This is a genomic window from Thermodesulfobacteriota bacterium, assembly GCA_040753795.1.
Taxonomy (GTDB): Bacteria; Desulfobacterota; Desulfobacteria; order Desulfobacterales; family Desulfosudaceae; genus JBFMDX01.
The window spans coordinates 110,050-123,581 of the sequence record JBFMDX010000003.1 but is presented as its reverse complement, the minus strand read 5'-3'; the positions used below and the strand labels follow the sequence as shown (position 1 = coordinate 123,581).

Genomic DNA, 13,532 nt, shown 5'->3' with positions numbered 1-13,532 from the left:
ATGGCGCGTATACTGGTTGTGGACGATGAAGAAAAGATGCGTCACCTGCTGTCCATGATGCTGGGCCGATACGGTTATCATGTGGAAGAGGCCGGGGACGGCGTGGAGGCGCTGGAGATGGTCGCCGCCACTCCTTTTGACATGGTCATCACGGATATCAAGATGCCGCGGCTGGACGGCATCAGTCTGCTTAAAAAGATCACGGAGATGGAGATTCCTCCCCCGGTGGTGTTCATCACCGCCTTTGCCACGGTGGATTCGGCCGTGGACGCCATGCGTCAGGGAGCCGTGGATTATATCACCAAACCCTTTGAAGAGGAGCGCATCCTGCTGACCGTGGAAAAGACCCTCGGTCTGTCCCGTCTCATGGCCGAGAACCGCGATCTTAAAAACGAAATCCGCCGGGCGGCGGGAAGCGATGAAATCGTTTACGCCTCTCCCCGGATGGGCGAGATCATGGACCTGGCCCGGATGGTGGCCGAAACCGACGCCGCCGTCATGGTCGGCGGGGAGTCCGGCACGGGCAAAGAACTGCTGGCCCGGTACATTCATACCTGCAGCCCGCGCCGGAAAGAACGGTTCGTCACCCTCAACTGCGCCGCCATCTCCCCCAGCCTGGTGGAGTCCGAACTGTTCGGCCATGAAAAGGGGTCGTTTACCGGCGCCATTCAGAAAAGCCTGGGCAAGTTCGAGTACGCTCATAAGGGCACTCTGTTTCTGGATGAGATCGGCGACCTCTCCCTGGAGGCCCAGGCCAGGCTCCTGCGCGCCCTGCAGGAGAAGAAGATCCAGCGGGTGGGCGGCAACGAGGAAATCCCGGTGGATATCCGTTTTGTCTGCGCCACCAACCAGAGTCTGGCGGAAAACGTCAAGAAAGGGAAATTTCGCGAGGACCTGTTTTTCCGCATCAATGTCTTTCCGATCAATCTGCCGCCCCTGCGGGAACGCAAGGATGACGCCATTCTTCTGGCCCGGCATTTCCTGGCCCGCCTGGAAGGGGGGCAGGCCGTGACGGAATTGTCCAGCGGGGCGCTGCGGGTCCTCAAGGAGTATTCCTGGCCGGGGAATGTCCGGGAACTTTCCAACGCCATGGAGCGGGCCATGATCCTGTCCCGGGGGACGAAAAAGATCACCTCCGAGACCCTTTCCTTTCTTGACGCCACCCGGTCACAGAACCCGTCTCCGGCCGGATTCCGGCTTCCGCCGGAAGGACTGTCTTTGGAAGAGGTTGAAAAGGAGATGGTCCGGCAGGCCATGGCGGTCTGCCATGACAACCAGACTGCGGCGGCCCGGCTTCTCGGGCTGACCCGGGCCAAATTCCGGGTGCTGCTGAATCAGATAAAAGAAGGATGAGGAACACCAATATTTCATAGCCCGTTCCGGCGGGATGTGTTGTATGATGAAACGATAATTTTGGTAAGGTGCGTGTGATACGGCAATGATTCATCGATTTTTAAACATGGCGGTAATGATTCTTGTCCTGCTGCCGGCCCTGCTGCTGCCGGGTGTGCCCCGGGCCGCCGACGAAGAACCGGGCGCCGGCCGGAATGACACCCTGCTGATGTTTGTCGGCGAGGATCTGGAGGTCCTTTCCATTGCGTCAAAGCGCCAGCAGAGCGCCTGGCAGGCGCCGGCCGTGGCCAACGTCATCACCCGCGAGGAGATGGCGGAAAAAGGGATCCAGACCGTGAGCCATGCCCTGGGGATGGAGCCGGGATTCTACATGGCTCAAAAGGAGTGGGGTTCACAGCCGTACCTGCGGGGAATCCCCGATTCGGTCCTGTTCCTTTACGACACGGTCCCCACCGGATCGGATACCAGCAAGTCCATCCACCCCCTGGATAATGAACTATCCATGGCCCCCATCAAGCGCATCGAGATCCTCCGCGGCCCCGGTTCGGTGCTCTGGGGACCGGACGCCTTTGCCGGCATCGTCAATCTGGTGCCCATGACCGGCAAGGATCTGGAAGGGGCCGAAACCGGTCTCATCGGCGGCAGCCCCTCGGGGCAGAGGGCCGTTTACGCCAACATCGGGCACGACGAAGGACCCTGGGACGCCTTTCTGTCGATCACCGCCCGCCAGGGCAAGGAAAGCGACACCGATTACAATGTCATCCGTTTCTGGCAGGACGAGGCAACGGCTTTCCCTCCGGATGAACGGTACGGCGATAATGAGCCGGGAGAGTCCCATTACCTGGAGGCGTCGGGCAACTTTTCCTATGAAAACTGGCTGACCGTTTCCAGCATGATCCGAGATTACACCAAAGAGTTCGTTTTATCCCAGCCGGACGGAAACCTCTCCTGGCAGGAGGAACGAAGCAATCCCTTCGGTTTTGTCAAGATGGAGGCGACAAAAGACCTGGATTGCTCCTCGGCGCTTCGCTTTACCGGTTCGTATAGCGCTCTTGCCCCGGAGAACAAGATCATCGACAACACCCTGGAACAGCGGGAACAGACCGCCTACGGTGAGATGATCTATGACCGTTCCTTCCTGTCCGGCCGGGGCCTTTTTACCGGCGGCGTTTCCTACCGCAACAAGCGGGTCAAGGACGCGCCGATCTGGGACGGGTATCTGCCGGACTACCTGGGACAGGACAACTTTAATCTCGTGCCGGGACTGGCCGAAAACGACTACAACGACGCCCTCTGGTCCCTCTTCGGTCAGTACAATCAGAAGTTCGGCAATCTCGACCTCTGGGCCGGTCTGCGGAACGACGCCCATGGCGAGTACGACGACTGCCTGAGTTACAACGTCGGGGCCGTCTGGTCTCCGGAATCCCAGTGGATGGCCAAACTGCTTTACGGGGTGGCCTACCGCACGCCTTTTGCCCGTCAGTTGCTGGAGGAAGACAGCCCCGACACCGAGGAAATCCAGACCGTGAATCTCCAGCTCTCCTGGCGGCCTTCTTCCCGGGCGGGGCTCAGCGTCTGCGGTTTCGTCAGCCGGATAGAAAATCACATCAACGAAGACCCCTACGCGGGCCTTTCAGATCCCAACCATCAGGACATTCAGGGGGTGGAGCTGGAGGGCCATGTGTCGCCTGTCAGGAGCCTGGACCTGGCGGCCAACCTGACCCTGCTGGATAACGACGGGCCGGACGAAATCTATCACTGGAACGATTACTCCTTTGTCCGTCCCGACGGGTCCGTGGAAAAGCATTATACCGACCTGGTCTATCCCTTTGACAGCGGGCCGGACTCTCTTTTCAACCTGACCGGCACGTGGAAGCCATTGGAGCGGCTGACCGCTTTTGTGCGGCTGGGGTATTTTGATTCCCGCGACCTGATTTTCCCCCGTAGCCAGGAGATCCGCTCCGTTCCCGGCGTCTGGCTGGTTGATGCCAGCACCACCATCCGGGATATCGGTATGCCGGGGCTTGACCTGGAAATTACCGTGCGCAACCTGTTTGACAAGGAATACGACACCCCGGGAACCTACAGCCTGATCGAGGGAGAACCGGCCACGTTGTGGGTGGAGTTGAGAAAAAGATGGTGATTGGGGGGAAGTGATTAAGTTTTAAGTGGTTAAGTTTTAAGTGATTAAGTTTTAAGTTTTAAGTGATTAAGTGGCTTTAGGGTGTTATGGTTTTAGGTGGATGGCTGAAAATAGCCATGATTGGTTAAATTTAGCCAATATTGGATGGAGGCGAATCCTTCATCGCCAGGCTTGCTTGAATTAATTTTCGTCCTCATCTGATTGTTCGGGATAAAGGTTTATCGTTATTAGGCTTAAATGCTCGTTATCACTCGGCTTGACCGGGTGATCCAGATAAAAAAGCCTTTTTCATTAATCTGAAAGTATTATGCATATCCGGTTTGTCTGTATGGACAAAAAAAATATATGTTTAATAAAAACAAGTTATTGAAATAAAACATCCGTCATGGTGGCCATAAATTTCTGAAAAAGATTTGCGATATTCCTTCTCTTTGCATGGATTTTGCTTTTAGTTGTTACGCTATGGCAACGATAAAGAAAATATATCTGGTTCTGATGTTAACCGCTCTTCTGGCGGTATGCGCCGTCGGCAGCCTTCTGGCCGAATCCGATCTGCCCACTCCCCAGGATGAGGCTCTGCTGGCCCTGATCAACCAGGCCCGTCTGAATCCGCTGGAAACGGCCGCCTCCCTGGGCCTGGATCCGGACAAGGTTCTGGCGGATTTCCCGGAACTGGAAACGGTTCTGATAAATGGGCTTTCTCCACTGACCTTTAACCAGGCCCTGGCGGAAACCGCCTGCGCCCATGACTGGGACATGCTCTCCCGGAACTACTATTCCAGCACATCTCCTGACGGGCAGGGGTATGAAGAACGGATCCGGGAAGCCGGTTATCCGGCTGTCGTATCGGGTGAATCCCTGGGAATGATCGTTTTTGCCAATTTTATCAATCCAGATGAAGCCGTCCGGCTGATATTCGAGTATATGTTTCTGGATGAGTTGAATCCGGATCGGAAGGAAAAGCGTAATATTCTGGACCCTTGTCTTATGGAAGCGGGCATCAGCGTCCAGACCGGCAAGTTGCGGGTCGGCGGCGGCCGGAGAAATGTTTACGTGGCCACCTGTGATTTCGGGGCGGTCATGCCCTGCGCCCAGTCCGAATTCCTGCGGCTGGTCAATCAGGCCCGGGTCAATCCGCTGGGCACGGCCGAAGCCCTGGGCTTGGATCCGGTTCAGGTGCTGAAGGACTTTCCGGATTGGAAAGATATGTTAAATCAAGGCCTTCCCCCGCTGACCGTCAATCTGGATCTGCAGGAAGCGGCCGAGTCTCATGCCGAAGACATGATGGAAAACGGGTACTTTTCCCATAAATCACAGGATGGCCGGACTTTTGAGGATCGTATCCGCGAAGCCGGATACGAGGCGGCCGAATCCAGAGAACAGCTCTGGCGGGCCTGCCTGGGCGATGATGACGAGTGGCTGAAATACCTGGACAATAATGATTATGGCCGGATCCGGGATTTGATGGGGCAGGTCTTTAAAAACATGTTTTCCTATGAACTGAATCCGTCCAATAAAAATGAAAGAAACTTGTTGAACGGTTCGGTAAAAGAAATAGGCATAGGTATTGCATATGGAGAATCAGCCGCATTGAAGGGGATCTGCGGTGATCGAATTCTTCTCATGGTGCTGAACCTGGGATCAAGAAGCGAAACAGAAGCAGACGAGCAATAAACGACTCAAAAACAACGATCAGCGGGGACCTGATCCCGAACTTGTAAAAAAGCTGAAAAATGAAAAGCTTGACAAGGAGGGGATCTTTGGTTATAGACGTAAAAAAAGTTTATTCTAACAAAAAAAACGTAAAGGGAAAGGAGGAGGATAAGCGGAAAATTGTATAAGTAGTTAATGTTTTGTCGGTACCGTTGACGATTATCATCAGTTAAAAAAAATTACAATGAGGAGAAAAAAAATGAAGAAGATTCTTGTGTTACTCGCAGTGCTGGCGACCGCTCTGGTTTTCACCACCGGCGCTTTTGCCGATGCGTGCTCTACCTGCAAATGCCCGCTGAGAAACGTTCCCTGCCCCGCCGGCGGTCAGACTGCCGCGGTCTGCAACGAATTTGACTATGACCTGAACACCGCTCTGGACGGATACTGCTCCTGGAACCCGGCCAACAACTGCAAAGCCATCCTGCATGTCTGCGACTGCCTGCCGGATCCGACCGCTTTCGTGGCCGGCCTGGATGTGGGTATCAAAATGACCATCCTGGTCAACGGCGTGGCTGGTGACAGAGGCGCTTATTTCTCCAACACCCTGGGTTCCGCTCCGGCTGCCATCCAGGTCGATACCGCTGCTACCCAGGCTGCCGCCTGCGCGCTGCTGGCCCATGGCACCGGCGTTACCTTCGGCACCTTCGGCGCTCACACCTACTATCTGTCCGACGAGATCACCCCGGTTGCTCCGGCTGCTCTGCCGTCTGACCCCACCTGCACCGTTGCTGCTGCTTCCCGGGCCACCGTTCTGGAATCGACCGCTCCGGTGATTGGTTTTGTCATTCCGCCGCTGTCCGGCGAATGGTGGTGGATTGATATTCCGCCCATGAGAATCGATCCGGCCCTGGTCGCTTCCGGCGCCAAGGTTCAGGTCAAGGTCAACCTGCTGGACAACACCGGCGTCACCATCTGCGGCGGCTGCACCATCTGCGAATGCATCATCGATGTCGCCACGGTCTGCTGCGCTGCTGCGGCTCCGACGACCAACCTGACTTTCCCCTACTTTGCCGCCAACACCTCCTTCTGGAGAGGCATGGCCATCGTGAACCCGGGCACCACCGCCGGTACCGCCGTCCTGACCCTGCATGATGTGGCCGGCAATACCGCCACCGCCACGGTTTCCGTTCCGGCCGGCGGAATGTTTGTTGACTCTGTCGACAGCATCACCTGGACCGGTTCTGCCGATGTTGACGGTCGCAGCTACATCACCGCGGCCTGCAATTACGGCGCTGCCGAAGGCTTTGCCATGATGGGCAATGGCGACGAAGCCATGGGTTACGTCGTTGACTAAGTTGTAAACGCTCGATCGTGTGCTCCGGCGTGAGCAGGAACGCATGATGGGTCTTTAAGTAAAAATGGTGGGGGGTTTGGAAACAGACCCCCCACTTTTTTCATGGGGATGTGAATGAAGGTGATGACATGATAAACCACAACAGCCTCCCGCGGTCAGGATTTGTCTTTTTGCTGTCCGTCATCCTGACGATGATTGCGATTGAATGTCCGGCGGATTTTTACCGGACTGGAACCGCCGCGAGTATCGCTTCCGAGTACACGGCCATGAATGATGCTTCTCCCCCCCAGACCCAGGTCTGGAAAGTGATGCCGGAATCGGCCGCGGACGGCTCTATGTCGCTTGGTTTTTTCATGGAAGCCGTGGCCGGAGCGCAAGCGGTCTGTGAAGTCATTCTGCCGCCATCCGGCGCCGATGGCCTCATCCGCTGGCGGGGTCCGCAGAACGCCGAAAAGACCAGTGACACCGGCCTGCTGCTTTGCCCCGGATTTCCCGCTCCCTGCGACATCATCCCGATCGATGCCAGAGACGACGGCCGGATGTATCAGGAAATCATCCGGGCGGGAGACAGTGCTTTTACCCGTACCTATACGATTTCCTCTGAAACCGTCAGTATTGATGAAGCCAGAACCAACGGCTGGATCAGAGCGGGCTCACCGAATGTTGCCGGGGATTTGGTAATGGTAAGGGTTAACGATGACAGGGGCCGCCTGGCCGTCCGGCAGCTCTGGCCGGCAAATGGTTCCTGGTGGATTTATGAAGAAACGCCGCAACGGCGTTCCTGGCTTCTGAATTAGGGTGGTTAGATGATGAAGAATATGTCCCGCGATGGTTCACGTGTAATATCCCCGGCCAGGGCTGCGCTGACGCCGGTATTGATGATAGCCATTCTCCTGTTTTCCGCGGTTTCCGCCGGGGCCGCTCAATCCACATCCGTGCCCTGGTCCGGTTACTGGTGGCCTTTCATGTATGGCGGGCTCGGTACCGGCATCGATTACCGGGGCCGGCCGGCGCCCCTTGAAAAATACAATCTCCTGACCACCGGGGTGACCAGCGGCGAAGCCCTGACCCAGTACCTGAACGCCTTTTATGATCCCAACGCGCCTGCCTGGTACGGGCTCTGCGCTTACTGGGCCCGGGCGGCCTGTTATGAACATATCAATATTTTCCCCTCCTCCGAACAGAATATCATCTTCCGGGTGGGAGACAAGAAAGGCCTGCTGACCCTGATCCACAACGGCGATCTGGTCGAGACGGACGACGGTTCCCGGCCCGAGGTGTTTCACTACTGGCTGCTGCACTATATCGGCGATCTGCAGAAGGCCTTTGTGGCCGATCTGGCGGCCGGCACCGAGGTGTGGTCCTATCCTGTATACCGTTATGAGATGCGCAGCAGTATCAGCGGCAGCACCCAGTCGGTGGAGACGACGGTGTATTACGCCGATGATTTTGTCTCGCCGGACTTCATGGGAACCCAGGTGAGATCCACGGCTTATACCTATGATCTGTTTTTAAATGGCGCCGGGGCCATCACCGGCGGCCAGTGGACGGGCAACAGCGTTGCCGATCATCCGGAACTGCTCAATTATCCCATGGCCATCGGCTCCGGTTTCCCGGGTCTGAATTATCAGGAGATCGTGCGGCTGGCCAGATCCATGGATGACCCGCTTGAGAATCAGGGCAATGCAGCGGCGGAAATCGCTCCCGGCACCTACCAGCTGGTTCTGCTGAATGAGGACACCTATACCGTTAACGCCCGGCCCGGTGATACCTTTTCTCTGCGGATCGAAAAACAGGCCGGGAGCTGGAAGGACATGGAGGCGGTTGTAACTGACGGCAACGGCAATGAACTGGTGCGAAAAATCATCACCAGCGGCGTGCCGCTGGATGATACTATTACGGCCGTCACCGCCCCCTATACCATTCGCCTGACCCAGGACGATTACACGGCCGATCCGAACATCTATACCCTGGCCCTGGACCTGAGCAGGGCCTTCAGCCAGGAGGTCCCCTATATCCCCAAGTCCGGTGACTGGTCCGGTTTTACCCTGACCAATGCGGGGGAGACGGCGGTAGACGGCGTGACCCTGACCAGCGGGGACGGGGAAGGGGCACCGATCCAGACGCTTCTGGGCCCGCTGCGTCTTGAACCCGGCGAGAAAAGGCGTTTTTTCTTCAGTGATTTCCCCATACCCATGCATGAACTGATTGAAACCGAGCGCTTGACCCTGGCAGCCGACGGCCCGGTTGAACTGCTCAACCTGATCGGATCGGCAAATTCCTTTCTGGCCACTTTTGTCCAGCAGGAGTCCCGGGCAAGCCGGCTGATCCTGCCTGATACGGCCGCTCCCATGACCCCGAAAGTCAGGTTGTTTTCCGGCGTCAGAAACGAGGGGTTTGAAGACGCCCAGGTGCGGCTCCGGCTGTATTCCGCCACCGGCATTCTTCAGAAGGAAGTCACCGAGACCATCGCCGGCCGCGGGTATCTTTCCATCAAACCCGGCTCTTACCCCTTTTATGACATGCCGGCTTCGGGCTGGATCGATGTGCAGGGAAACACGGACAGCGTCTTGAGCGGGTTCCAGTATCTGTCCAACACCTCCGGCGTGGAAACCCTGTTCGCCCTGCCCATGCGGGGAGCCGAAAAGAAGATCGTGCCTCACGTCGCCGCTCCCGGTTCGTGGATTACCCGGGTGACCCTCATCAATCCCAATAATTCGGAGAATTCCGTCCGGTTCCATCTGGCCCTGGCCGGCGCGGACCGCTCCGGGGACTACAACATCGTGCTGGCGCCCCGGGAAAAAAGAGTCGTGGAGGTCCAGGATCTTTTCGCCAAACCCGCGGGAGATCCCTTGTATCATTCGGCTCTGGAGATTACCGGCCTCTATCCGCTGGCCGGATATTATACCTACAACGTCCCCGGCAGAACCGACAATGCCAGTTATCCGCTGCTGGATGAAAACGCCTTTAAAAATGTTCTTCATCTTCCCCATTACGCGGGCAACAGCTACTGGTGGACGGGAGTCGTGATCTGCAATCCCTTGACCGTGGCCCAGATGGTGCGCATGGAACCCTACGATCTGAACGGGAATCTGATGGCCGATAGGGTGCAGACGCTGAATCTCAATGCCGGGGCTTATGAGGTCTTTGACGTGAAGGCCCGTTTCGGGCAGGCCGCTTCAACCCTGTCGTTTATGGTCTTCCGGACGGAGAATGCCTCCGGGGCCATCGGCGGATTTTATCTTTACGGCAACCACAAAAACAAAAATATCCTGAGCGGATCGAATATGTAAAAAAGGTCCAAGGTCCAAGGTTTAGAGGTACCCTTAAGGGGCAAGGGATTGTCCAAAACGGTAAGGGCGACCCGTTGGTCGCCCTTATGTGGCTGTCACCCGGATGGCACCGGGGTTGGGCAGGGGCGACCCGCCGGTCGCCCCTGTATGGAACCCGCTATTTTTCTTTTTCTCCCGGAGCAAAGGCGCCTTCTTTCGGCTGGGGAACGACGTACCAGGCACCCTTTTCTTTCACCCAGTTCTGCATAAGGGGCGCTCCCTTCATGTCATAACCCATGAAGGAGATATCCAGTTTGACCTTCACCTTGGCCTGATCTCCGGAAGGCAGAATGTTAACCTCGGCTATTTCATAGCCGGTATAGTTCGCTTTTCTGGTCTTGTGAATGTAGCTGTCCCGGGATGTATTCCCGCGGGTGGCGGCGTCCAGATAACCATAGGCGTCCTCCCACCTTCCTTCTATCTGGGCCTGCATGTATCCCTTCACCCGTTCTTCCAGCGGCTGGTGTTTGGCGCTCATCTGGGATAAGGCGGCGCATCCGGCGGCCAGGGCCAGCATCATCAGGCAGACCGCGGCCGCGGTCAGGGTCTTATGTGTGTTCTTCACCGTACTTCTCCTTCCTGATTATTGGTTTACTGTTTCTGGTGTTGTTTCATGAACTCCTCCGGGGTCATTTGCAGACCCGCTTCGAGTTCCTTTTTCTGTTTTTCTTCCTTTATTTCCAACGCTTTTTTGTGCGCTTCCATCTGCCTGGCAATTTCCGGGTCATCGGTAAAGTCATCGTTCAGTTCGACATGCTGGTCTTCCTTGATCTTGAAACCTCCCCTGGCATCCAGGGCGATTTTCAGGATTCCCAGGGTTATGCCCTTGTTCCCTCTGATATTGATGATCTGGCTTTCCGCCGGCGGCTTTTCCTTGGTCTGCTCATAGCATCCGGCGGTAATGGCCAGATCGATTCCCTTGACCGCGTTCATCAGCGAAACGAGTTTGGTGTTGGGAAGCTGGGACAGGAGGACAACCAGATCGGCCTTTGTCTTCGCCTCGGAAACCAGCGGCGCCAGGGCGGTCTCGGGCGGCACTGCCCGCAGCTTTTCCGCTTCTTTAGGGGAAATGAACTTGACCAGTTCCTCCGGATCTATCACGCCGAAGATGGCCACTTTGATGCCGCCGGTCTCCTTGATGACATACCCGAAAGAGGAGGAGGGCGGCGCGTCATTGTAAATGAGATTGGAGGCAACGTAGGGGAAGGAAACTTCCGACCGCGACTTTTCAATGAACTCATACCCGAACTGGAGATCGGGCGCGCCGAGGCTCATGGCGTCATACTTCATCTGATCCATGGTTTTGAGCAGGAACAGGGCCGTATCCTGGTTAGGGTCGAACAGCTCGCCGCAGTCCACCAGCAGCAGGGGTTTTCCTTCTTTTCGATAGGATTCGATCGCGTTGGCTCTTCGGGCCAGACCGCCCGAATATTTGGAGCCTCAGGAGTGACACGGTTCAAAGTTGCCTCTGACCGAACCGGTATAAATAATGGTAATATCCTTCACCTCCGCGGCCGGTGAAGCGCCGGGGAAGAAAGCGCAGCAGGCAATGAGGGCTAACAAGGCGATGGCAAAGCGTTTCGTTCGAAGATGCGGTGACATTCTCGTCCTCCTGTGGTTAGATGTCGTTGTCGGAAATGTCGCGTTATAGGCGTCGCCTTTATCACGACAAGGCTCTTTATGCAATATTTTTCCCCGCGCGCGACCCTCGCACCCGGAGTTTGGCGATCACGTTCAGTCATCCCCTACGGAGATCCTAGGGATAAAGGCGAAGCAACAATTGTGCCGCAAAAAATGTTTTTTATGACTCAGTTTTTATTGGTTTTATTAGAAAACGGGCAAGCGCGATGATAAATTGTGTGGGTAAATTTTATACATTTTTTTGAAAAATGGGTAAAAAATATCCAGTCGTGTACTGACAGGTGCATCGTTTTTTTCAGAATTTGCGCATCAGGATTGTTTATCCTTTGATTTTCGGGGGAAAAATTTATATATTCAACAAATTTTATAACGTATGGCAGGACCGTTGCTTACATAATGAAATCCGGGTATACGCTTAATTCGAATCACAGGGACTGGCACTACCTGACTGACCTGATCATCCAGGAAGCCCGGGCCGGGTTGCGCGCCGAAGCCACCCGGGGATATCTCGGCGTGATGTGGTGGGTCATTGAACCGGTCCTGTACATGACCGTTTTTTACATTGCCTTTGCCCACGTGCTGGGACGGGGGGATGAAAATTATGTGACCTTTCTGCTCACCGGCCTGATCATGTGGAAATGGTTCCATGCCACCCTCAGCATCGGCTCCAACAGCCTGGTGGCCAATGCCGGCCTGATGAACCAGATCTATGTCCCCAAGATCGTCTTTCCCCTGACCACTGTCGCCGTCAACACCTTCAAATTTGTTTTCATCCTGGTGATCCTGCTGGTGTTCCTGCAGTTCACGTCCGCCGTTGTGAGCCGGGCCTGGCTCCTGCTGCCGGTTTTAATGGGGATTCAATTGCTGCTGATCGCCGCGATCACCTGCCTGCTGGCGGCCGTCATACCGTTTTTCCCGGACTTGAAAGGCATTTTCGACAATGTGCTGATGATGCTGCTCTTTCTTTCCGGGGTTTTTTATGATATCGGCAATCTGCCCGCCGGCATGAAGGGGTATATGATGCTCAACCCCATGGCCGTAATGATTGCCATGTACCGGAAGGTGCTTCTGTACGGAACGCCGCCGGACTGGCTGCCCCTGACGGGGGTGGTGCTGTTTTCCGCGGGCGTTCTGATTCTGGCGGTCTGGATTCTCCGCCGTTTTGACCGGGTTTACCCCAAAATTGTCGTGTAGTCATGGAAACAGGAACGGACAATACACCCCAGCTTATGAAGACCGGCGCCGATAACCGGGTGTTAAGCGTGACGAATGTCGGTCTGTTTTATACCCGGCGCCAGGGTTTTCGGAAACGGTCGCGGTTCTGGGCGCTTCAGGATGTTTCCTTTGATCTTTACGCCGGCGAGACCCTGGGCATCATCGGCCGGAACGGGGTGGGCAAAAGCACGCTCCTGAAGGTCCTGGCCGGCATCATCGTCCCGGATACCGGGAAAGTGACGGTTTACCAGCCGGGGCTGCGTATCTCCCTGCTTTCCCTGGGAGCCGGTTTTGTGCCGTTTTTAAGCGGCCGGGAGAACGCCATTTTAAACGGGATGATTCTGGGCGCCACCAAGCGGGAAGTGGTCGCGCGCCTGGACGACATCATGGCTTTTGCCGAGCTGAAAGATTTTTCCGATGAACCGGTCAATACCTACTCCACCGGCATGCGGGCGCGGCTGGGGTTTTCCGTGGCCTACCATTTGAACCCCGACGTGATTCTGCTCGACGAGGTGATGGGAGTAGGGGATGAGGCGTTCCGGAACAAATCCACGGACGCCATGAAACAGCGGATCAAATCCGACAAGACCGTGGTGCTGGTTTCTCACAGCATACCGATACTGCGGGAACTCTGCGACCGTATCGTCTGGATCGAGGACGGAAAAAGCCGGCTGGAGGGACCGGGGCCGGAGGTGCTGGACGCTTATCTGGAGACGATCACATGGCCCGGGAAGCGTCCGGACTGGAAAGGGCCGACCTCCCGGAAAAAGGAGGCTGCGGCGGCGGCATCGACGGCATCAGCGGCCCCGCGGGATACGGATGGACGATCAACAGGGTAAGG

Annotated in this window: 11 protein-coding genes; 8 read left to right on the top strand and 3 right to left on the bottom strand. The window is 56.0% G+C overall.

Annotated features, from left to right (window positions below; genetic code table 11):
* From AB1724_05435 to AB1724_05410, 6 genes are all read left to right on the top strand, one after another.
* Entirely contained in the window at nt 1-1,353 is a 1,353-nt protein-coding gene (locus AB1724_05435) for a sigma-54 dependent transcriptional regulator (GenBank protein MEW6077230.1), read from the top strand.
* An 85-nt stretch (nt 1,354-1,438) separates the two neighbouring features.
* The gene (locus AB1724_05430; protein ID MEW6077229.1) at nt 1,439-3,496 is read left to right on the top strand and encodes a TonB-dependent receptor plug domain-containing protein; all 2,058 of its coding nucleotides are present in this window, start codon (nt 1,439-1,441) and stop codon (nt 3,494-3,496) included.
* A 495-nt stretch (nt 3,497-3,991) separates the two neighbouring features.
* A complete protein-coding gene (locus AB1724_05425; protein ID MEW6077228.1) occupies nt 3,992-5,170 on the top strand; it encodes a CAP domain-containing protein in 1,179 nt (392 codons plus the stop codon).
* A gap of 238 nt (nt 5,171-5,408) precedes the next feature.
* Nucleotides 5,409-6,503, top strand: coding sequence for a hypothetical protein (locus AB1724_05420; protein ID MEW6077227.1), 1,095 nt, complete (start codon nt 5,409-5,411; stop codon nt 6,501-6,503).
* A gap of 128 nt (nt 6,504-6,631) precedes the next feature.
* The gene (locus tag AB1724_05415; GenBank protein ID MEW6077226.1) at nt 6,632-7,300 is read left to right on the top strand and encodes a hypothetical protein; all 669 of its coding nucleotides are present in this window, start codon (nt 6,632-6,634) and stop codon (nt 7,298-7,300) included.
* Between the two features lie 9 nt (nt 7,301-7,309).
* Nucleotides 7,310-9,796 carry a hypothetical protein gene (locus tag AB1724_05410; GenBank protein ID MEW6077225.1) on the top strand — a complete coding sequence of 829 codons (2,487 nt, stop codon included), beginning with the start codon at nt 7,310-7,312 and terminating at the stop codon, nt 9,794-9,796.
* A 157-nt stretch (nt 9,797-9,953) separates the two neighbouring features.
* On the opposite strand, the gene AB1724_05405 is transcribed toward AB1724_05410, so the two are convergent.
* The 3 genes from AB1724_05405 to AB1724_05395 form a co-directional block, all read right to left on the bottom strand.
* Nucleotides 9,954-10,400 (bottom strand): hypothetical protein, encoded by a 447-nt coding sequence (locus tag AB1724_05405; GenBank protein ID MEW6077224.1) that lies wholly within the window; start codon nt 10,398-10,400, stop codon nt 9,954-9,956.
* A gap of 26 nt (nt 10,401-10,426) precedes the next feature.
* Nucleotides 10,427-11,194, bottom strand: coding sequence for a hypothetical protein (locus AB1724_05400; protein MEW6077223.1), 768 nt, complete (start codon nt 11,192-11,194; stop codon nt 10,427-10,429).
* Between the two features lie 81 nt (nt 11,195-11,275).
* Complete coding sequence (locus AB1724_05395) at nt 11,276-11,437, bottom strand: hypothetical protein (GenBank protein ID MEW6077222.1); 162 nt, start codon at nt 11,435-11,437, stop codon at nt 11,276-11,278.
* A gap of 435 nt (nt 11,438-11,872) precedes the next feature.
* Between AB1724_05395 and AB1724_05390 the strand changes: the two genes are divergently transcribed.
* Nucleotides 11,873-12,670 (top strand): ABC transporter permease, encoded by a 798-nt coding sequence (locus AB1724_05390; GenBank protein MEW6077221.1) that lies wholly within the window; start codon nt 11,873-11,875, stop codon nt 12,668-12,670.
* A 35-nt stretch (nt 12,671-12,705) separates the two neighbouring features.
* Nucleotides 12,706-13,530, top strand: coding sequence for an ABC transporter ATP-binding protein (locus tag AB1724_05385; protein ID MEW6077220.1), 825 nt, complete (start codon nt 12,706-12,708; stop codon nt 13,528-13,530).
* Nucleotides 13,531-13,532 lie beyond the last annotated feature (2 nt).

Excerpts from the sequence above, each read along its gene's own strand:
- AB1724_05435 (MEW6077230.1), top strand. The coding sequence starts at position 1 with ATGGCGCGTATACTGGTTGTGGACGATGAAGAAAAGATGCGTCACCTG.
- AB1724_05430 (MEW6077229.1), top strand. The coding sequence starts at position 1,439 with ATGATTCATCGATTTTTAAACATGGCGGTAATGATTCTTGTCCTGCTG.
- AB1724_05425 (MEW6077228.1), top strand. The coding sequence starts at position 3,992 with ATGTTAACCGCTCTTCTGGCGGTATGCGCCGTCGGCAGCCTTCTGGCC.
- AB1724_05420 (MEW6077227.1), top strand. The coding sequence starts at position 5,409 with ATGAAGAAGATTCTTGTGTTACTCGCAGTGCTGGCGACCGCTCTGGTT.
- AB1724_05415 (MEW6077226.1), top strand. The coding sequence starts at position 6,632 with ATGATAAACCACAACAGCCTCCCGCGGTCAGGATTTGTCTTTTTGCTG.
- AB1724_05410 (MEW6077225.1), top strand. The coding sequence starts at position 7,310 with ATGATGAAGAATATGTCCCGCGATGGTTCACGTGTAATATCCCCGGCC.
- AB1724_05395 (MEW6077222.1), bottom strand. The coding sequence starts at position 11,437 with ATGTCACCGCATCTTCGAACGAAACGCTTTGCCATCGCCTTGTTAGCC.
- AB1724_05390 (MEW6077221.1), top strand. The coding sequence starts at position 11,873 with ATGAAATCCGGGTATACGCTTAATTCGAATCACAGGGACTGGCACTAC.
- AB1724_05385 (MEW6077220.1), top strand. The coding sequence starts at position 12,706 with ATGAAGACCGGCGCCGATAACCGGGTGTTAAGCGTGACGAATGTCGGT.